The organism is Microbacterium esteraromaticum, from assembly GCF_014084045.1.
Lineage (GTDB): Bacteria > Actinomycetota > Actinomycetes > Actinomycetales > Microbacteriaceae > Microbacterium > Microbacterium esteraromaticum_D.
On record NZ_CP043732.1, the window covers coordinates 487,681 to 506,518 of the forward strand.

Sequence of the window (18,838 nt, forward strand, 5' to 3'; positions counted from 1 at the left end):
CGGCGGCGCGTCCGTCACTCGGAGTCGTCGCGCTCCCATGGCCACCGCGGGGTGCCGGAACGTGCGTGGCGGAGTCCGACCGCGATCCACCCGGCGATCAGGGCGGCGACCACGACGACGACGCTGGATCCGCGCACGACGATCTGCGATGCCGCCGCGGCCGCGTGCGCGATGCCCGAGCCCCCGACGAGCGCAGAGAGCCAGACGGCGGCGAGGTGGGCGAGGGCGGTGCCCACCGCAATCAGCACGACCGCGCCGAACGACGGACGCCGCCTTCTCAGCAGCGGCGCGATCATCAGGGCGAAGGCCCCGATGGCGACGGCCATGCCGACGATCCCCGGCCACAGGGTCAGGCCCTCGACGGAGATGATCGCGATATCGGCGAAGAACGACAGCATCCCCAGCCCGAGGATTCCGAGAGCACCGAAGCAGACGGTGCCGACCACGCCGGCGAGAAGCGCGGAGACCCCCACCGGCGCGGGGCCGTGGGGGTCTCCTGTGGTCATGACGTCACCCTACGCTCATCGCAGGGCGGCGGGACCCGCTTCCAGCGTGCGCTCGTACTCCGCCTGCGCCTCGGCGTTGAGCCTCTTCTTCTTGGCGCCGCTGCGCGCGACCCACGCGCCGAACCAGATGGTGAGCTCGCGGGCGAAGATGAACGATGCGATGGCGAGCGGTGCGAGCAGCTGCTCGTTCACCAGTTCGACCGAGTCGGCCGCGTTGATCCGCCAGAACGGCGCCTGGAACAGCTGACCGAGGATGTAGCCGCCGTACGTGGCGATCGCCACCAGCAGGCCGAGGGTGACCCACTTGCCCCAGCGAGCGCGGTTGATGAACGCGCCGAGCAGCCAGAACGAGAGGAAGAACACGGCCACCGGAACCCAGAACGACCAGGTGGTCAGCGGGGCGAGCGCCGCCGTGCCGACGTTCTCGCCCGTGACCTCGCCGCGCAGTGCTCCGAAGCCCAGGATCGCGCCGAGGTAGAGGATGGCGAAGGCGACGGACGCCACGAGGCCGATCGCGCCGGCAGCACCGCGGTTGCCCAGCTCTCGCGGCGGCTCAGGCGCCTGCACGAAGATCGGCTGCGGAGCCGGATGCGGTGCGATGGGCTCGGCCGGAACCACCTGCGTCGCGGCGCTGGAGGCCGCGGCTGCGTATGCGGTGTCCGCGACCGTGGGGTGGTGGTGCTCGCGGTCGGTGTCGATGACCCTGGTCGCGTCGGCGTCGTCGGTGTCGGACGCCGTGCGGGTCTCGTCGACGGCGCCGGCTGCATGGTCCCCCGCGACGGCGTCGCGGTGCGAGTCCACCCGATCGGCGTCGACCGCGGCGGCATCAGGCTCGGCGAGGCCGACGTCCTCGCGATCCGCGTCGGTTCGGGACGTATCGGCGGGCGACGCGACATCGCTCGCCTCGACGGGCTCGGAGGCGCCGAAGGTGCCGGGATAGTCGCGCTCAGCAGCCTCGAACGCCTCCATGTCGGGGTCGGAGGGGTTCGCCTCGGCATCCGGACCCGAAACGTCGCCGCGGGCAGCGGCAGCAGCGTCGAGACCCTCGTTGGCACGGCCGACGACGTCGTCCACGTCGTGGTGCTTCTCGTTCTTGGGAACCTCGGGGTCGCTCATGTGATCGCCTCTCCTGATAGATGCACACCGAGGCTAGCGCCGCGCGCGATCCGCGCCGCGCAGGCGTGCCGATGTGTCCGGGATATCGGCGTCAGGACGCGGGCAGCGTCACCGGGGAACCGTGCCGTCGAGGAGGTGGCCGACCATGAAGAGCAGCCCTGGTCCTGCCGGGAGGGAGATCCAGAGGAGGGCTCCGACGACGGCGGCGCACAGCAGTCCGACGATCCAGCTGATCGCCAGGTTGCGCCCTCCCACCCGTGCCGCCATGTGCACACGGTACGCCTCGGAGCGACCGGAGCCCGGTATCCGGCCATCGTGTCTTCCGCTGTCTTGTGTCGCATGCTAGCTTGTCACGCATGACAGTGGACGTCGGGGCGCAGATGCGCAAGGGGGTGGTCGAGTACTGCGTGCTCGGGCTGCTCTCCCGCGAGCCCATGTACGGCTGGCGGCTCGCCGAGTCGCTCACCGACGCCGGGCTGATCGCGAGCATCGGCACCCTGTACCCGCTGCTCGCCCGCCTGCGCGAGAACGGATGGGTGTCGACCTTCGACCAGCCGTCCGAATCGGGCCCTGTGCGCCGCTACTACCGTCTGACCGAGACGGGCATCGCCCAGCTCGCACTGTTCCGCGAGCAGTGGGCGCCCTTCGCCCTCACCGTCTCGTCGCTCGTGAGAGAGGACCGACCATCATGACGATCGCAGCCGACTACCTCGCCCGCCTCGATGCGGCGCTGAGCGAGGTGCCGCACGGGATCGCCTCCGAGATCCGCGACGGCATCGCGGAAGAGCTCTCGGGCCTCGACGCGGACGCCGCTGTCAGACGGATCGCCCAGCTCGGCGATCCCGCCGACATCGCCCGCGAGGCGATGGATGCGTCGGCGCACAGCCCCGCTGCACCGCCCGTGGCCGCACCGTCCGTCGGCCCGCCCGCCCCGCGTCCGCCGCTCACACGCTCGAGGGGGTACGCGATCGCCGCGGCGATAGTGCTGGGAGTGGGCGGGTTCGTCGTGCCGTTCGCCGGATGGTTCGCCGGGGTCGCGATGGTGCTCACCTGCGGACTGTGGCGAACGGCCGAGAAGCTCATCGCCGTGCTGCTGCCCTTCGCCACGATCGCTCTGATCGCGGTGATATCGGCATTGGCATCCTGGCTCGGCGGTCCGCCCGATCAGGTGGACGTCGCGAACCCTCTCATGGCGGGCCTCAACGGATGGCACTCGATCGTGCTGCTCAGCTTCATCCTGTTCCCGGTGTGCGGGCTGTGGCTGCTCTGGCGACTGCGCGGACGCTCCGCCGGGTGAGCCGCCACAGCCCAGCGGAGTCAGGGCGCGACCACCCCTGGCAGCGACCATGCGGCGAAGGCCGGGCCGTCGGCGGCGAGCGCGACGGCTCCGTCCGATGCCACGGCCAGCGTCGCATCGCCGTGGAGCAGATCGGCCTCGGTCGCACCGGACAGGGCTGACGGGGCGAGCGCGACATCCGCTCCCCGCGAGTGGCCAGGACGAGCACACTCTCCTCGGCGCTCTCGCGCACGAACACGACCGTCTCGTCGTCGACATGCAGCCACCGCATGCCGCCGGTGCCGAGCACCGGATGCGCTCGTCGCAATCCGACCAGCGACCGGTACACGGCCAGGGCGGACGCCGGCGCCGACTCGTGCTGCCGCGACCACGGCATCGGCGTGCGGCTGACCTCGCCGTCGGCGCCGGTGAGCCCGAACTCGTCGCCGGCGTACACGACGGGCAGGCCCGGCAGCGTCATCGACAGACCAACGGCCAGCGGCACCGTTCCCGGCGCCGCGTTCGTGGCGAAACGACCCGTGTCGTGGGTGTCGAGCGGCTGCATGTTCGCAAGCCGCACGCGCCACGGCACTCCGGCGGTGAACCGGGTCACCGCCGCGGCGAATTCCGCGGCCGTGTACGACGGGATGCCGCCGATCGGCTGCCCGAAGAACCAGGGCTCCGTGCGCTGCTCTCCCTCGGCCGTGAGATACGGCTCGCCGGTCGGCTCGCTCAGCCATGCCCACAGCGGCCGCGTGAACGACGGGTAGGTCATGGCGCCGTGCCAGCCGTCGCCCTGGAGGTCGCTGGCGGCGTCGTTGGTGGATTCTCCGAGGAGGACGGCATCCGGGTTGATGCGCAGCATCGTCTCGCGGAACAGCTGGCGTACCTCTGCGTTCAGGTCGACGTCGCCGAGTCGGCCGGTCATGTTCGCCACGTCGATGCGCCATCCGTCGATCGAGTAGGGCGGCTTCAGCCACTTCGCGACGACCGAGTCCTCAGCGGTGACGAACCGCTCGCGCAGCGCCTCCGACGCCCAATTGAACTTCGGCAGCGTCGGCACCCCCAGCCAGGACTCGTATGTCGTGTTGCCCTCGTCGGTGAAGTAGTAGAAGGTCTCGGTCGCGGCACCCGGGTTGCCGAGCGCACGCTGGAACCACTCGTGGCGGTCGCCCGAATGGTTGCTGGTCAGGTCGCCGATGACCCGGATGCCGCGGGCGTGGCATTCCTCGATGAGACGGATGTACGCCTCGTCGCCGCCGAGCAGCGGGTCGATCGAGTCGAAGCTCGCGGCGTCGTAGCGGTGGTTGGACGCCGCCGGGAAGACGGGGGTCAGGTACAGCAGGTCGACGCCGAGCGAGACGAGGTGATCGAGATGCTCGACGATGCCAGGAAGGTCGCCGCCGTAGAACTGCTGCGACCGCCCCGGCATGACCGGGTCGACCGGATCATCCCACGAGGCGGCGATGGCCCACTCGGGTGTCGGGTGCTCATCCGCCTGGGGCGAGCGCGCGAACCGGTCGGGGAACACCTGGTACATCACCGATCCGCTCAGCCACGCCGGAGGGGCGGGGTGGGCGACGAGAGCGAAGTCCTCGGCGTCCAGCACCTCGAGCGTGTGGACCCCCGTCTGGTTCAGCCACTCGACCCGCCCGCTCTCGTGCACCAGCACGAAGCGGTAGCCGTGGCGCCTGTTGCCCACGGTCACGGGCGCCTCCCACCAGTCCCACCCGTCGGCGGTGCCGATGCGCACGGCGTCGGTCCACGCCGGCTCGTGGTCGGGGTTCGATCGAGTGCGGACAGCGGCCAGGGGGCCGTAGCCGACGGGAACACGCAGCCTCACGTGCACGGTCTCCCCCAGTTCGGGGCATCGTTGGACACGTACAGGGGCGAGCCGTCGTGGTGTGGGAGCAGAGCGGACATGGTGGGCCTTTCATGGATGACGACGGTGCTACCCGTCTGAAGCGACGTGGTTGCACAGCCGTGGCCATGACAGAGCCCTTGAGTTGTCTGTTCTCGAGCGATTCTCGCACGGGCGCCTGGCCCGCGGACGTCGCTACTTCACGCTGCCGGCGGTGAGCCCGCCGACGATGTACTTCTGCAGTGCGAGGAACAGCGCCACCGGCAGGATCGCGGCGAGCACCGCGCCGGCGGCGAACACGCTCCAGTTCTTCGAGAACTCGTCCGCGACGAACCGGTACAGCCCGACCGCGAGGGTCTGCTTGTCGGGGTCGATGAGGATGACGCTCGCGAGGACGAACTCGCTCGAGGTGCCGATGAAGCTGAGCAGGCCGACGACGGCGAGGATGGGGGCGACCAGCCGCAGGATGATCGTGAAGAAGATCCGGGCGTGACCGGCCCCGTCGATCTTCGCCGCTTCGTCGATCGAGGCCGGAACGGTGTTGAAGAAGCCGTACATGAGATAGGTGTTCGCGCCCAGCGCGCCACCGAGGTACACCATGATCAGGCCGATCTGGGTGTTCAGGCCGATCGCCGGGAAGATGTCGCTGATCGTCACCATGATCAGGAAGATGGCGACCATCGCGAGCATCTGCGGGAACATCTGCACGACGAGCAGCGATGTGAGCGTGAAGCGCCGCCCCCTGAAGCGCATGCGCGAGAAGCTGTAGGCGGCCAGCGCCCCGAGCAGCACCGTGAACACCGACGTCGTGAGACCGATGACGAGGGTGTTGAGGAACCACGCGCCGTACGGCTGCGAGGGGTTCTGGAACAGTTCGGCGTAGCTGCCGAAGTCCCAGCTGCTGAACAGCGAGTTGGCGGTCAGCAGCGTGCCGCCCGGGTTCAACGATGCGCTGAAGACGTACAGGAGCGGGAACAGCGCGAACACGGTCGCGACGATTCCGACGAGGTGCCGCCAGCCCGTCTCACGGAAGTACTTGCGGAAGGGGCGGCGCGGCTCCTGGCCCTCGCCGCGCACTCCGGCCTGAGCGGTGGTCGCGCGCGTGGCCGGCGCGGTGGTCTGCGAGGTGCTCATGTCAGTTCAGGTCCTCCAGTGCCTTGGTGCGTCGGAATGCGAGGACCGAGATGGTCGCGACGAGGATGAAGATGATGATCGAGAAGGCGCTCGCCAGGCCGTAGTCGGATGTCGAGCCGACGAACGCCACCTTGTACACCATCGTGATGAGGATGTCGGTGGCACCCACGTTGACTCCTGCTGTGATGTCGCGAGGACCGCCGCCGGTGAGCATGTAGATCAGGCTGAAGTTGTTGAAGTTGAACGCGAACGACGAGATCAGCAGCGGCGCGACCGCGACGAGCAGCAGAGGCAGCTTGATCGACCGGAACACCTGCCACGCGCTCGCGCCGTCGACGCGCGCCGCCTCCTGCACGTCTTCGGGGATGGACTGCAGCGCCCCGGTGCAGATGAGGAACATGTACGGGAAGCCGAGCCACAGGTTGACCATGATGATGCTGAACTTCGCCAGCCATTCGTTGGTCAGCCAGGGGATGTCGGCGCCGCCGAACAGCGCGACGTTGAGGAAGCCGAACTCCTGGTTCATCATGCCGGCCCACACGAGCGCCGAGAGGAAGCCGGGGAACGCGTAGGGCAGGATCATCAGCACGCGGTAGTACTTCTTGGACTTCATCCGGGGATCGTTGAACACGATCGCCAGGAACAGCCCGAGCGCGAAGCAGGTGAGAACGGAGAGGATCGCGAAGACGAAGGTCCATACCAGCACCTGGAGGAACGGGCCGCGTATCGACTCCTCGGTGAAGGCGCGCGTGAAGTTGTCGAACCCGACATTGATCTGCCAGCCGGGTGTGAGCTCGGTGCCGTCGTCGGCGGTGAACGATCCGGTTCCGACATCCCTGTATACGACCCCGGACCGCGTGTCGGTCATGGTGCCGGCGGCCTCGTCGTAGACGAGCGTGGAGGTGTAGACGTAGGCGGTCGAGCCGTCCGGAGTGCGCAGCGCGCCGTCGTTGGGGTCATCGCTCAGCGGCACGGTCAGGTCGGCGATCTGCTCCTGCTTCGCGACGATGTCGCCGAACTTCAGTGTCGTGTAGCCGGCGAGGCCGACGGCCTTGCCGCCGTCGGTCTCGGCGTCCGAGACCTCCTCGAGCGGGCGGTCCTGCCCGCCGATCAGCACGTCGCCGTCGGGGTCGGTGACGAGGAACGAGAGCTCGCCGAGCTGATCGACGATGGTGAGGTCATAGGCGGGCGAGTCCGGCACGCGCTCCTGAGCCGAGAGCATGAGCGCGTTGACGGCGCTCGCCTTTCCGGCATTGTGCCCCGTGCCGTAGTTGGTGAAGGCCACGTACCCCGTGTACAGCGCCGCGAAGACCTGGAAGACGAAGAGGAAGATCAGACCGGGCATCAGGTACTTGCCCGGCAGTCGCCCTCGGCCCATGTAGACCCAGACGGCCAGCACCGCGACCGCGATCACGATGATCGCCGGCACCCACTGGTCGGTGCGGACGAGCACGATGGCGGCGAACACGGCCAGCGCGAGGATCAGCCCGAGCAGCACGATCTTCATCAGCACGAGGGCCCAGCCTCCGCCTGCCGCCTCGGCGATGCGGGCGGCGCGCCGCTCGCGCGGCGTCGGCGGCGAGACCGTCTCGTGCACGGGGTCCTGGGTGGTCGTCATGGCTCTCCACGTCGAGAATCGCGGGTGGCAGGGACGGGGACGGCGTCCGCTGCGGGATGCCGTCCCCGTCGACTGCTCACTTGGTGATGGCGCCCTGGATGTCGGCGGTCATCTTCTCCCACAGCGCGGCCGGGTCGCCGCCCTTGCCGTTGATCAGGGCCGTCTCGGTGACGCCCCAGAACTGCCACACCGCTCCCATCTCGGAGATGCTGGGCATCGGAACCGCGTTCGCGCCGACCTCACCGAAGCCCGCGGTGATCGGGTCGTTCTCGACGGCGGCGTCGAAAGCCGCGGTGAGCGCCGGGGCGCGGCCGCCGACCTCGTAGAGAGCGGTCTGGACCTTCTCGGAGCCGACGTAGTTGAGCAGGAACTCGTTCGCCGCGAGCTTGTTCTTGCTCTCCGCGCTGAGGAAGAAGCCCTGCACGCCTGCGAACGGCTGGGCGTCCTGGCCACCGGCCGAAGGGATCGGATCGATCGCGATGTTCAGGCCCTTCTCGGTGGCGGCCGGAGCGTTCCACGGACCGGTCAGGAAGAACGGCGCCTTCCCGGCGAGGAAGTTCTCCTTGGCCAGGTCGCCGGTGATGTTGGTGTTCAGCACGCCGGCCGCGCCCTGCTCGCCGAGCCAGGCGGCGAAGGCCTTGCCGCCGTCGTTGCCGATCTGCAGGTCTTCGGCGTCGTAGCTGCCGTCGTCGTTCTGCCCGAACACGGGAGCGCCGAACGAGGTCTGGAACGGGTAGAGGTGGTACGGGTCGGCCTGCTCGGGATCGAGACCGACCAGGAAGGCGTACTCGGTGCCCGCCGCCTTGCCCTTGGCGACCATGTCGTCGAAATCGGTCGGCGCCTCGGCGACGAGGTCGGTGTTGCGCATGAGCCCGATGTTCTCGATCGCGTACGGCACGCCGTACAGCTGACCGTCGTAGCTGAACGCGTCGAGCGCGATCTGCTGGAACTCGTCCGAGCGGTCGCCGAGCTCGACAGGGGCGACGACACCGTTGGTGACGAGGACTCCGAGCCAGTCGTGGGCTCCGACGACGACGTCCGGACCCTTCCCCGTGGGTGCCTGCTGCACGAACTGGTCTCGGATCTCGCCGAACTCCTTCTGGACGAGCTTGACCTTCACGCCGGTGTCGTCGGTGAACTCGCCGGCGGCGTCCTTCATGACGTCTGCGCGGTCGGCGTCGACCCAGACGGTGATCTGGCCCGAGAAATCGGCGTTGTCGCCGGAGTCGCCATCACCGGACGGGGACGATGCGCAGCCGCTCAGGGCGATTGCGGACGTGGCGGCGATGGCGCCGAACGCGAGGATGCTCCTCTTGGTCACCTTCATTGGTGCGTGCCTCTCTGGATGCGGGTGGCCTGCGGATACTGCAAGCGCTTACAGTATGCACGGCAGGGGCAGCTCAATGCAATGGTCAGCCGCACTGATATCAAGCTGTAACCCCTCCTCCAGCAGCATTCACGCGTGGAAGCGCTTTCAGAATCACGTCGTATTGCACGTCGGCGACGCTCAGTCAAGGCAGAAGACGACCATCGGTGGCGCGCATAGCGTGAACAGGGTCACGGCGCCCGAGCCGTGCAGGATTCCGGAGCTGCGATGGACACGATCGACGACGAGATCACCGCTCCCCTGCTCGACGGGCGCTATCGCCTGGACGGCTGCGTCGGCCGCGGCGCGACGTCCATGGTCTACCGCGCGCACGACACCCTGCTGCGCCGCACCGTCGCCATCAAGCTGTTGCGCGCAGACGACGAGACGCCCCTGGAGTCTGCGCGTATCCACAGCGAGACGGCGCTGCTGGCATCCGTCTCCCACCCGTCGCTCGTGGCGCTGTACGACGCCAGCCTCGACCTGCCTCACCCGCGGTACCTCGTGATGGAGTTCGTCGACGGGCCGACCCTCGCCGCCCATCTCACGCACGGGCCGCTCAGCCGGCGCGAGGCAGCGGCGATCGGCCGCGACCTCGCCGACGCCCTTCGCGTCGTCCACGAGCGCGGCATCGTGCACCGCGACGTGAAGCCGTCGAACGTGCTGCTCGCGCGGGCCGGCGCAGATGCGGGCTGGAATGCGAAGCTCACCGACTTCGGCATCGCCTTCCACCCCGACGAGGCTCGCCGCACATCGCCGGGGATCGCGATCGGCACGGCGGCGTACATGGCTCCCGAGCAGGTGAAGGCGGATCCCATCACGTCGGCCGCCGACATCTACTCGCTCGGCCTCGTGCTGCTCGAATCGCTCACCGGCGAGCCCGCCTTCCCGCGCACCCGCGATGTGCAGACAGCGCTCGCGCGGCTGGTCAGCGAGCCGAGCATCCCCGATGAGCTCGGCGCCGAGTGGGTGCGGCTGCTGCGTCGAATGACCAGCACCGACCCGCAGCTGCGGCCGATCGCAGCCGAGGTCGTCGCGGAGGTCGGTGCACTGCCGACGCACGCCCGCGATGACACCACAGGGGTGACCAAGCCCCTCCCCGCCGTGCGGATCGCGACTCCGGTCGCCCCGCAGATCCCGGCTGCGACCACCCCTCATGTGGAGAGGCGACGATCGGGGCGGCGTAGAGCGGTCGGCGTCTTCGCGGCCACGGCGGCGGCCGTCACCGTGCTCGCCGGAGCATGGATGGCGCAGCCGGCGGGCAACTCACCCGCGCCGAGCGAGAGTCCGGCGGTCGTCGCCGAGACGCCGGAAGAACCGGATGCCGTGCCGACGGCCCCCACGGCGGGCGTCGAGCAGCCCGCCGATCACGAGGCGCAGACGACTGGCCCGTCGGGGCAGGACCAGCCGGAGACGGCGAAGAACGAGAACGCCGGACCCGGCGGCAGCTCCGGGAAGTCGTCGGAGAAGGCATCCGACCGAAGCGGGGGCTCACAGGGCAAGGGGAAGGGCAAGAGCGGCAAGTGACGGACGCCCTCGCCGTTCATCCAGGACGCTCTATGGTGGTAGTCATGGCTGACTCTTCGTTCGACATCGTCTCCAAGGTTGACCACCAGGAGGCCGACAACGCACTCAACCAGGCGCGCAAGGAGATCGAGCAGCGCTACGACTTCAAGGGCACCGGCGCATCGATCTCGTGGAGCGGCGAGCAGATCCTCATCGTCGCCAACTCCGAGGAGCGCGTGAACGCGGTGCTCGACGTCTTCCAGTCGAAGCTGATCAAGCGCGGCATCTCGCTGAAGAGCCTCGAGTCGGGCGATCCGGTCGCCAGCGGCAAGGAGTACCGCCTGACCTCCAGCCTGAAGGACGGCATCTCGAGCGAGAACGCGAAGAAGATCGGCAAGATCATCCGCGACGAGGGCCCGAAGGGCGTGAAGAGCCAGATCCAGGGCGACGAGCTGCGCGTGCAGTCCAAGAGCCGCGACGACCTTCAGGCCGTGATCGCGCTGCTCAAGAGCAGCGACCTCGACATCGATCTGCAGTTCATCAACTACCGCTGACCGTCATCGGCGGCCGCCCACCGCGGGCGGCCGCCGTTCACTCGGCGAGCGCGGCGATCAGGGCATCCACCACCATCTGACGGCCGACCCGACCGATCTCGGAGGCGAGGCCGCCGAGAGTAGACGGGTCCCAGTCGAGGCCGAGTGCGGCGTTCGCCGCATCGAGCACGGGGATCAGATGTTCGGTCGAGCCGAGCGCGATCACTCCGCTCAGCAGGCGGGCGCCGCGCACCGCGCGCTGCGAGGTGCCGATCAGCTTGACGGCTCCCCGCGCGTTGATGCTGTACTCGCCGGGGCAGTACTCCCCCGCGACGGCACCGACGCGTGCGTCGACTCCCAGTGCGGCGAGCTCGGCGGCCAAGCGCGCTGACGTCGAGGCGAACAGCGGCTGCGGATCGATGCCCTCCTCTTCGCGCACCACCAGGTCGAACACGAGGCAGCTCTCGTCGTAGGCCGCGGCGCGACCGCCGGTCGGTCTGATCGCGGGGGCGAAACCGAACCGGAGGGCGGACTCCGACGCGGCGGCGAATCCCGACTGCCTGCTCTCCCATCGGCTCATGGCGAGCGTGGGCAGGGGCGTGTGGATGCGCAGCACGCGCTCATCGGCGCGTTCGCGCGAGCCGATCGCGCGCAGCAGGACCGCGCTGTGCTCGAACGTCTCCTCGGCGGCGAGAGGGGCGGTCGGGAGGTCGATGACGGTCACGAATGAGACGATATCGGCCGATCGATCCCTATCCGCCGCTCGAAACAAAGGATGACGCGGGTAGAATCCTGGTGTTACGGGCTGTATGGGGCAGCCGGGGGGCGCCGTGAGGCGTATGGGGAGTGACACATGATCGACGTCGAACGACCAGCGCGAGCGGAGATCGCGACGAAGAAGCAGCTCTTGGCAGAAGGGCTGTTCCATCTGATCGGCGAGCGCATCGTCAGCGGCGATCTCGCGCCAGGAGCGCGCATCCGCGACAGCGAGCTGGCCGCCGAGCTCTCGGTCTCGCGCACGCCTGTGCGCGAGGCGCTGCAGCGGCTCGAGCGCATCGGCCTCGTCACGATGTACCCCAGCCGGTACACCGAGGTGTCGTCGATCACGCCCGAGCAGATCGAGAACGCGCACGTCTTCGCCGGCCTGCAGGCGGGGATCATCACCCGTCTGGCGTGCACACGTCTGACCCCCGACGAGGTGCAGACCGTCTGCGGTCTGATCCGGGCCGTGTCCGCCGACCTGACCGACGCCGCCGCGACCTCGCGAGCGCGGCGCGCGGTGGTGGCATACCTGGCGGCGCGCTCGGGAAACGCACTGCAGCAGTCGCTGGTCGACGAGGCGAGCCTGGCTCTCGCGCGCGCTCTGAAGGCGCACGAGGTGCCGGCCGACCGGCATGCGTCCGTCACTGCCGCCTGCGCCGAGCTCGAGGACGCATTGCATCGCGGCGACGCGGATGCCGCCGAGCAGGCCTGCCGGCGGATGTACTACGTCATCTGAGCTGCACCGCGTGCGCCCAGCCTCGCACCCAGCGATCGAGTCGGGCGTATGCCTCGTCCCGCGCCTCCCGTCGTGAGAGGAAGACGTCGTGCAGCGCGCCGTCGATGCGCTCGACGGTCACCGAGCTGCCCAGCTTGAGCGCAGCCCTGGCGATGTCGTCGACGACGAGCACGCTGTCGGCCCTGGTGAGCTCATCCGACCAGCGCGTGGGCACGGCGGTCCTGGCCGAGAGCAGCACGCACACCGGCGCCAGGATCTGCAGGCCGGCCGCCACCGCCGCGTGCCCTTCGAAGATCGCGTGAAGCCACGCGGCATGCACCGTCATCGTCTGCTCCGGGCGCCACGACAGGTCGATCTCCATCGGATCGTCGGGGTCGGCGACCTCGTTCTGCGCCCTCGTGTAGTAGCCGAGGTCGACCTGCGGTGCGACGTCCTTGGGCCAGAGGCGGGCCTGAAGGCCCACCATCGGCGCGATCGCCGCTCGCGCCGCGCCCAGCTGGAACTCCAGCCACGGCGCGTTGAGGATGACCGCGTCGACCTGCCGCGGATGCCTGGACGCCCACAGACTCAGGATGAGCCCGCCGGTGGAGTGGCCGAGCAGCACGAGGCGGCGTCCGGCGGCATCGCCCCGCGCCTGCAGAGCCGCCTCGATATCGGCGTCGTACTCCGCGAGATCCGTCACGAACCCCGGGGTCTGCCCCGGCCTCAGGCTGCGTCCGTACTTGCGCAGATCGAGCGCGAAGAACCGGGCACCTCGGTCGGTCCAGAAGCGGGCGAGGCGCTTCTGGAAGAAGTAGTCCGACCAGCCGTGCACGTACAGCACGTCGACATCGGTCAGCGGGCGGCGATCGCCGCCCATCCGCCACCACGGCACAGGCTCCGGCAGAGAGCGGACCACGGTCGCGACGACCTCTCCCTCGGCATCCTCACCCAGAGGCAGGGTCAGCTGCGCGAATCCCTCGCCGAGGATGTCGGGAACCCACTCGCCCATTCCTCGCTCCCTCCTCGCTCAGGAATCGCCGAACACGGGCGTCGCCGTCACTCCCCGCGTGAGACGCGCACCATCTCATCGCGCGGCACGAGCTTGACGCGCGCGCGCTCCTGCGGGGCACCGAGCTCGATCTCGTGCGCGTCGAGGCGGTGCCAGCCCTCGAGGTCGGTCCACGCGACGCCGCGTTCGGCGAGCAGCGCCGGGATCGCGTCGTCGGAGGGATCCTCGGGCTGCCACCACGAGCCCTGGTCGTTGATCAGATGGCGCACGGTCTCCATGGCATCCGACTTCGTATGGCCGATCAGGCCCACCGGGCCGCGCTTGATCCAGCCTGTGGCGTAGATGCCGGGCACACGCTGGTTCGACTTCGTCTCGAGCACCTGGCCCTCGCGGTTGGGGATGACGCCGTGCTTCTTGTCGAAGGGCACACCGGGCAGCGGCGAGCCGAAGTAGCCGATCGCACGGTACAGGCTCTGCATCGGCACCTCGCGCAGCTCGCCGGTACCGACGGCACCGCCGGCGCCGTCGGACTTCGTGCGCTCGTAGACGAGGGCGGCGACGCGGCCGTTGTCGTCCTTCCTGACCTCGACGGGGCGCGCCCAGAAGTGCAGGTGCAGGCGACGGGATGCCGATCCTCCGGCGTTGTTCACCGAGTCGAGCTTGCGCCATGACTGCATGACGCGGTCCATCACCATGACCTGCTTGTTGCTCGACACGGCCTGCTGCGACGCCTCGTCGTAGTCGAAGTCCTCGTCGTAGACGACCATGTCGACGTCGCGCAGCTCGCCGAGCTCGCGCAGCTCGAGCGGAGTGAACTTCACCTGCGCCGGGCCCCGGCGGCCGAAGACGTGCACGTCGGTGATGCGACTCGCCTTGAGTCCCTGGTAGACGTTCTCGGGAACCTCGGTGACGAGCAGGTCGTCGGCGTGCTTGGCGAGCATGCGCGCCACGTCGAGGGCGACGTTGCCGTTGCCGATGACGCCGACCGACTCGGCGTCCAGGCTCCACTCGCGCGGCACATCGGGATGCCCGTCGAACCAGCTCACGTACTCGGCGGCGCCGAACGAGTGGTCTGCGTCGATGCCGGGGATATCAAGAGCGGAGTCGCGCACCGCACCTGTGGCGAAGATCACGGCGTTGTAGTGCCGCTTGAGGTCTTCCAGGGTGATGTCGGTGCCGAAGCGCACGTTGCCGAACAGACGGATGTCGCCGCGGTCGAGCACGTCGCGCAGCGCCGTGATGATGCCCTTGATGCGAGGGTGATCGGGGGCGACGCCGTAGCGGACGAGACCGTAGGGCGCGGGCAGCTGCTCGAACAGGTCGATGGAGACATCGAACTTGCGCTCGGCCTTGAGCAGGAGGTCGGCGGCGTAGATGCCTGCCGGTCCCGCCCCGACGATGGCCAGCTTGAGCTTCGTCATGGGGTTCCTTCCGTCAGCTGCTGCGATCAGCGAGAGTCTCCGCGAACCGGGTCAGCGCGTCGCGCACCGTGCCCTTGGGCAGCGGTTCGAGCGCCGCGATGGCGTCGGCGGTCCAGGTGCGGGCAAGAGTCATGGTCTGCGCCGTGGCGTCGTTGTCGCGCAGCTCGGCCAGAGGGCCGTCGAGCACGGCAGGGTCGGCGCCCTCTGCGATGCGCGCGACACCGTCGTCGATGCGGCGCGCGAGGTCGACGTCGGCAGGTGCGGTGCTCGTCTTCAGCAGCAGCGACGGCATCGTCGGCACGCCCGCGCGCAGATCGGTGCCAGGCACCTTGCCGGTCTCCTCCGCATCGGCCGACAGATCGATCACGTCGTCGAGCAGCTGGAAGGCGACGCCGACCTTCTCGCCGTACACCCGCAGCGGCTCTTCGAGCTCGGCCGGGGCGCCGGAGAAGATCGCGCCGCCCTGGGTCGCCGCGGCGATCAGGGAGCCGGTCTTGTCTGCCAGCACCTGGATGTAGAACTCGATCGGGTCGTCGCCCGGCTGCGCGCCGACGGTCTCGTGCAGCTGACCGAGAACGAGACGCTCGAAGGTGTCGGCCTGCAGGCGGATCGCGCGATCTCCGTAGCGCGACATGATCTGGCTGGCGCGCGAGAACAGGATGTCGCCTGTGAGAATCGCCACGTTGTTGCCCCACACCGCGTGCGCCGCGGGAACGCCGCGGCGGGTGTCGGCGCCGTCCATCACGTCGTCGTGGTAGAGCGAGCCGAGGTGGGTGAGCTCGAGCGCCTTCGCGATGTCGATCACGGCCTCGGTGGTGCCTTCGCCGAGCTGGGCGGTCAGGAGGGTGAGCACGGGTCGGATGCGCTTGCCGCCGGCCTCGTAGAGATAGCGCGCCGCGGCATCCGCGATCGAATCGGCGACCTTGACCTCTTCGGCGATCCCGGCTTCGACCAGGTCGAGACCGGCCTCGATGCGGGACGCGACGCGTCGCGCCGCAGGGCCGAGGAAGATGCGGTCGCTGAAGCCGAGTCGGCTCGCCAGTCGCGTGCCCGGGGTCGCGGGGCTCGAAGTCACGTACTCAACCCTACCTTCGCGACGGCGCAGGACGGCACGGCGGGGCGCAGCGCCGGTTCAGGCGAGCGCGTCGACCAGCGGACGGAACTTCACGCGCGTCTCGAGCAGCTCTGACTCGGGTTCGCTGCCGGCGACGATGCCCGCCCCGGCGTACGCGGTGACGCGCCGTGCGCCGGATGCCCCGTCCGGGGCCTCGCCGAACTGCGCGCAGCGCAGCGCGATGGCCCATTCGCCGTCTCCGGCCGCGTCGATCCAGCCGACGGGGCCCGCGTAGCGCCCGCGGTCGAACGGCTCGATGCGCCGGATCGCCTCGACAGCGGCATCCGTCGGCGTGCCCGCCACTGCGGCGGTGGGATGCATCGCCCCGACGAGGTCGAGCGACGAGGCGCCATCGCTGAGCCTGCCCTCGACGTCCGTCGCGAGGTGGAAGAGGTTGGGCAGCTCGAGCACGAACGGGTCGGCGTCGGCGTCCAGCGCGCCGGTGTGCGGCTCGAGGGCGGCGAGCACGCTCTGCACGGCGTAGCGGTGCTCGGCGAGGTCCTTAGCGCTGGATGCGAGAGCTGCGGACGCGATGTGATCCTCGGCCGGGTCGGCGCCGCGTGCCGCGGTGCCGGCGAGCACCCGCGCGGTGACCGTCCGCTCGTGCGCGGTGACCAGGGTCTCGGGGCTCGCACCGATGAGGCCGTCGACCGCGAAGGCCCACGTGTCGGGATAGCCCGTCGAGAGCGCGCGCACGAGGCGTCGCAGATCGGCGTCGCCTGGCACGGTGCCGGTGAGGTCGCGCGCGAGCACGACCTTGCTGTAGGCCCCGGAGTCGATCTCGTCGAGAGCGCGTCGCACGGCATCCTGATATCCCTGCGGCGTCTGGGCGCCGGGACCGACGCGACCCGCCCAGTGCGGACCATGGGGTGCGGGCTCGGGCAGCGGCGCGAAGTCGGCGTCGTCGGCCATCCGGATGCGGGTGATCCAGCTGCGGCCGTCGCGCAGGCCGATGACGGTCTGCGGCACGAGCAGCACGCTGTCTGCGGACGAGTCCTCGTCGAAGGCGAGAGCTCCGAAGCCGACCAGCCCGCTGCCGGCGAGGCGCACCTCGTCGTCGATCTCGGCCTGCGCGACGATCTCACGCCACGCGTCGGCGATCACCGCGCTGCGCACCCGGCCCGAGCCGGCGGCCACGCGGAGGACGGCGGCGGTCCCGTCGCCTGCGGCCACGATCCCCTCGCCGCGGCGCAGCCAGGCGAGAGGGCTGACGGCGGAGGTGTGTGCCAGCAGATCCTCGACGGGTGGGATCTCGCGGGTCTGCGCGACCAGGCGGATGCTGCTCACCCCTCCAGCCTATCGGCCCGGCGGGCGGGCGGCGGCGGCGGCGCCGCGCCACGGTCGGGCGTCAGCGGTCGAGGCCCAGCGCGATGAGACGGTCCAGCCACGGATCGGCGGTGGCGTCGTCGAACGGGGCGCCCTGCGCGCGCACCCGCTCCTCGAGCTCGAGGGCGCGGGCCTCGAGATGGGTCATCACGTCGGCCGGATAGCCGTAGCGGACGCTGTGCTCCGCCCACTCGTCGCGGTCGTCGACATAGGTGCCGAGCTCGTTGAGTCGGCGCACGACGTCGAGGTCCATGTCGATCGCGGTCGAGAGCAGCGGGTCGTCGCTCCAGCGCACGTCCCATGCCAGGTCGATGTAGATGCGCAGGCCGCGCGGGTGCCCGCGGTGCACGGTGAGCGCGAAGTCGTCGTGGTCTCGTGGCACGAGCGTGACGTTCGGCGACTCCGCGACGAAGTCGGCCCCCGGCCGGTGACTGCGCCAGCCGATCGGCTGCCCGACCCAGTCGCCCCACTGGTCGGCGCCCAGGTAGATCACGTCGCTCACCCAGTGCGGCGAGTCGTCCCACTTGCGCCACTTCATGACCATCGGGGTGCCGGGCTCGGGGCGCTTCGCATTCACCCGGCGAGTCTATGCCCGCGGTAGCCGCACACCCGTCGGCGCAGAACTCGCATGTCGGCGGCGTCGGGGCATCCGGACCGACATCCGTACATCCGACCGGCATCCGTACATCCGACCGACATCCGCACATCTCGCCGCGCCTAGGATCGAAGCATGGAGCCGAACCGCGCCGATCTCGGCAAGAACCCCTCGCGAGTCAGCGGCATGTTCGACCAGGTCGCGAAGGGGTACGACCGCACGAACACCGTGATGACCCTCGGCAACGACGCGCTGTGGCGCGCGGCGACGACCCGGGCGGTCGCGCCGAAGCGCGGCGAGCGGATCCTCGACCTGGCCGCGGGAACGGCATCCTCGTCCGCCTCGCTCGCCGCGAGCGGGGCGCAGGTGGTCGCCGCGGACTTCTCCCCCGGGATGCTGGCCGAGGGACGCCGCAGGCACGGTCACCTGCACAACATCACCTTCGTCGAAGCGGATGCCACGGATCTGCCGTTCGCGGACGAGGAGTTCGACGCCGTCACCATGTCGTACGGGCTGCGCAACGTGCAGGATCCGAAGAAGGCGCTCCGCGAGCTGCTGCGTGTCACCAAGCCGGGGGGACGCATGGTGATCAACGAGTTCTCCACACCGCCAGGGCGCTTCTTCCGGGGGTTCTACAGCTTCTACAACGCCCAGGTGCTGCCGCGTGTCGCCCGCCTCGCCGGCACGAACGGCGACGCCTACGACTACCTCAACGAGTCGATCCGGGACTGGCCGGACCAGCACACCCTGTCGGCGTGGATCCGCGAGGCCGGCTGGACCGACGTCGAATACCGCAACCTCTCGTTCGGCATCGTCGCGCTGCACCGCGCGCGCAGGCCCAGGGCCTGACGGCCTCTGCTTCTCGCCGACACCCCCACGTACTGCCGACACCCCCAGGCATCGCCGACACCCCCACGTACTGCCGACACCCCCAGGTGCGGCCACCCGCACCTGGGGGTGTCGGCAAGAGGCAGGGG

The 18,838-nt window shown here is 69.6% G+C and carries 19 protein-coding genes; 6 read left to right on the forward strand and 13 right to left on the reverse strand.

Annotated elements, in window-relative coordinates; translation table 11 throughout:
* Positions 1 to 14: 14 nt before the first annotated feature.
* From FVO59_RS02405 to FVO59_RS02415, 3 genes are all read right to left on the reverse strand, one after another.
* Positions 15 to 506 (reverse strand): DUF6121 family protein, encoded by a 492-nt coding sequence (locus FVO59_RS02405; RefSeq protein WP_182254270.1) that lies wholly within the window; start codon positions 504 to 506, stop codon positions 15 to 17.
* Positions 507 to 521: 15 nt separating this feature from the next.
* Complete coding sequence (locus FVO59_RS02410; protein WP_182254272.1) at positions 522 to 1,622, reverse strand: ABC transporter; 1,101 nt, start codon at positions 1,620 to 1,622, stop codon at positions 522 to 524.
* A 108-nt stretch (positions 1,623 to 1,730) separates the two neighbouring features.
* The gene (locus FVO59_RS02415; RefSeq protein ID WP_182254274.1) at positions 1,731 to 1,889 is read right to left on the reverse strand and encodes a hypothetical protein; all 159 of its coding nucleotides are present in this window, start codon (positions 1,887 to 1,889) and stop codon (positions 1,731 to 1,733) included.
* 89 nt (positions 1,890 to 1,978) lie between these two features.
* Between FVO59_RS02415 and FVO59_RS02420 the strand changes: the two genes are divergently transcribed.
* Together FVO59_RS02420 and FVO59_RS02425 are read left to right on the forward strand one after the other, a co-directional pair.
* On the forward strand, positions 1,979 to 2,314 hold the full coding sequence (locus FVO59_RS02420; RefSeq protein WP_182254276.1) for a PadR family transcriptional regulator: 336 nt from the start codon (positions 1,979 to 1,981) through the stop codon (positions 2,312 to 2,314).
* Positions 2,311 to 2,919 (forward strand): HAAS signaling domain-containing protein, encoded by a 609-nt coding sequence (locus FVO59_RS02425; RefSeq protein ID WP_182254278.1) that lies wholly within the window; start codon positions 2,311 to 2,313, stop codon positions 2,917 to 2,919. The genes FVO59_RS02420 and FVO59_RS02425 overlap by 4 nt, the downstream gene beginning before the upstream one ends.
* On the opposite strand, the gene FVO59_RS02430 is transcribed toward FVO59_RS02425, so the two are convergent.
* The 4 genes from FVO59_RS02430 to FVO59_RS02445 form a co-directional block, all read right to left on the reverse strand.
* A complete protein-coding gene (locus FVO59_RS02430) occupies positions 2,855 to 4,741 on the reverse strand; it encodes a glycoside hydrolase family 13 protein (RefSeq protein WP_259363385.1) in 1,887 nt (628 codons plus the stop codon). The genes FVO59_RS02425 and FVO59_RS02430 overlap by 65 nt on opposite strands.
* A gap of 213 nt (positions 4,742 to 4,954) precedes the next feature.
* On the reverse strand, positions 4,955 to 5,893 hold the full coding sequence (locus FVO59_RS02435; protein ID WP_182254280.1) for a sugar ABC transporter permease: 939 nt from the start codon (positions 5,891 to 5,893) through the stop codon (positions 4,955 to 4,957).
* A gap of 1 nt (position 5,894) precedes the next feature.
* Positions 5,895 to 7,511 (reverse strand): ABC transporter permease subunit, encoded by a 1,617-nt coding sequence (locus FVO59_RS02440; RefSeq protein ID WP_182254282.1) that lies wholly within the window; start codon positions 7,509 to 7,511, stop codon positions 5,895 to 5,897.
* Between the two features lie 76 nt (positions 7,512 to 7,587).
* A complete protein-coding gene (locus tag FVO59_RS02445; RefSeq protein ID WP_182254284.1) occupies positions 7,588 to 8,838 on the reverse strand; it encodes a sugar ABC transporter substrate-binding protein in 1,251 nt (416 codons plus the stop codon).
* A 267-nt stretch (positions 8,839 to 9,105) separates the two neighbouring features.
* Between FVO59_RS02445 and FVO59_RS02450 the strand changes: the two genes are divergently transcribed.
* Both FVO59_RS02450 and FVO59_RS02455 read left to right on the forward strand, forming a co-directional pair.
* Complete coding sequence (locus FVO59_RS02450; RefSeq protein WP_182254286.1) at positions 9,106 to 10,404, forward strand: serine/threonine-protein kinase; 1,299 nt, start codon at positions 9,106 to 9,108, stop codon at positions 10,402 to 10,404.
* A 44-nt stretch (positions 10,405 to 10,448) separates the two neighbouring features.
* The gene (locus tag FVO59_RS02455) at positions 10,449 to 10,937 is read left to right on the forward strand and encodes a YajQ family cyclic di-GMP-binding protein (protein ID WP_182254287.1); all 489 of its coding nucleotides are present in this window, start codon (positions 10,449 to 10,451) and stop codon (positions 10,935 to 10,937) included.
* Positions 10,938 to 10,974: 37 nt separating this feature from the next.
* On the opposite strand, the gene FVO59_RS02460 is transcribed toward FVO59_RS02455, so the two are convergent.
* On the reverse strand, positions 10,975 to 11,640 hold the full coding sequence (locus FVO59_RS02460) for a lipoate--protein ligase family protein (RefSeq protein ID WP_182254289.1): 666 nt from the start codon (positions 11,638 to 11,640) through the stop codon (positions 10,975 to 10,977).
* 129 nt (positions 11,641 to 11,769) lie between these two features.
* Here FVO59_RS02460 and FVO59_RS02465 point away from each other — a divergent pair, with 129 nt between their 5' ends.
* Entirely contained in the window at positions 11,770 to 12,414 is a 645-nt protein-coding gene (locus FVO59_RS02465) for a GntR family transcriptional regulator (protein ID WP_182254291.1), read from the forward strand.
* Here the strand turns inward: FVO59_RS02465 and FVO59_RS02470 are convergent.
* The 5 genes from FVO59_RS02470 to FVO59_RS02490 all read right to left on the reverse strand — a co-directional run bounded on the left by FVO59_RS02470 (position 12,407) and on the right by FVO59_RS02490 (position 17,843).
* Complete coding sequence (locus FVO59_RS02470; protein WP_182254293.1) at positions 12,407 to 13,405, reverse strand: alpha/beta hydrolase; 999 nt, start codon at positions 13,403 to 13,405, stop codon at positions 12,407 to 12,409. The genes FVO59_RS02465 and FVO59_RS02470 overlap by 8 nt on opposite strands.
* Positions 13,406 to 13,452: 47 nt before the next feature.
* The gene (locus FVO59_RS02475; protein WP_182254295.1) at positions 13,453 to 14,826 is read right to left on the reverse strand and encodes an FAD-dependent oxidoreductase; all 1,374 of its coding nucleotides are present in this window, start codon (positions 14,824 to 14,826) and stop codon (positions 13,453 to 13,455) included.
* Between the two features lie 13 nt (positions 14,827 to 14,839).
* Positions 14,840 to 15,901, reverse strand: coding sequence for a polyprenyl synthetase family protein (locus tag FVO59_RS02480; RefSeq protein WP_182254297.1), 1,062 nt, complete (start codon positions 15,899 to 15,901; stop codon positions 14,840 to 14,842).
* A 57-nt stretch (positions 15,902 to 15,958) separates the two neighbouring features.
* Positions 15,959 to 17,227 (reverse strand): isochorismate synthase, encoded by a 1,269-nt coding sequence (locus FVO59_RS02485; protein WP_182254299.1) that lies wholly within the window; start codon positions 17,225 to 17,227, stop codon positions 15,959 to 15,961.
* A 61-nt stretch (positions 17,228 to 17,288) separates the two neighbouring features.
* The gene (locus FVO59_RS02490) at positions 17,289 to 17,843 is read right to left on the reverse strand and encodes a DUF402 domain-containing protein (protein WP_182254301.1); all 555 of its coding nucleotides are present in this window, start codon (positions 17,841 to 17,843) and stop codon (positions 17,289 to 17,291) included.
* 153 nt (positions 17,844 to 17,996) lie between these two features.
* On the opposite strand from FVO59_RS02490, the gene ubiE reads away from it, so the two are divergent.
* Positions 17,997 to 18,710 (forward strand): bifunctional demethylmenaquinone methyltransferase/2-methoxy-6-polyprenyl-1,4-benzoquinol methylase UbiE, encoded by a 714-nt coding sequence (gene ubiE, locus FVO59_RS02495; protein ID WP_182254303.1) that lies wholly within the window; start codon positions 17,997 to 17,999, stop codon positions 18,708 to 18,710.
* The last annotated feature ends 128 nt before the right edge of the window (positions 18,711 to 18,838 follow it).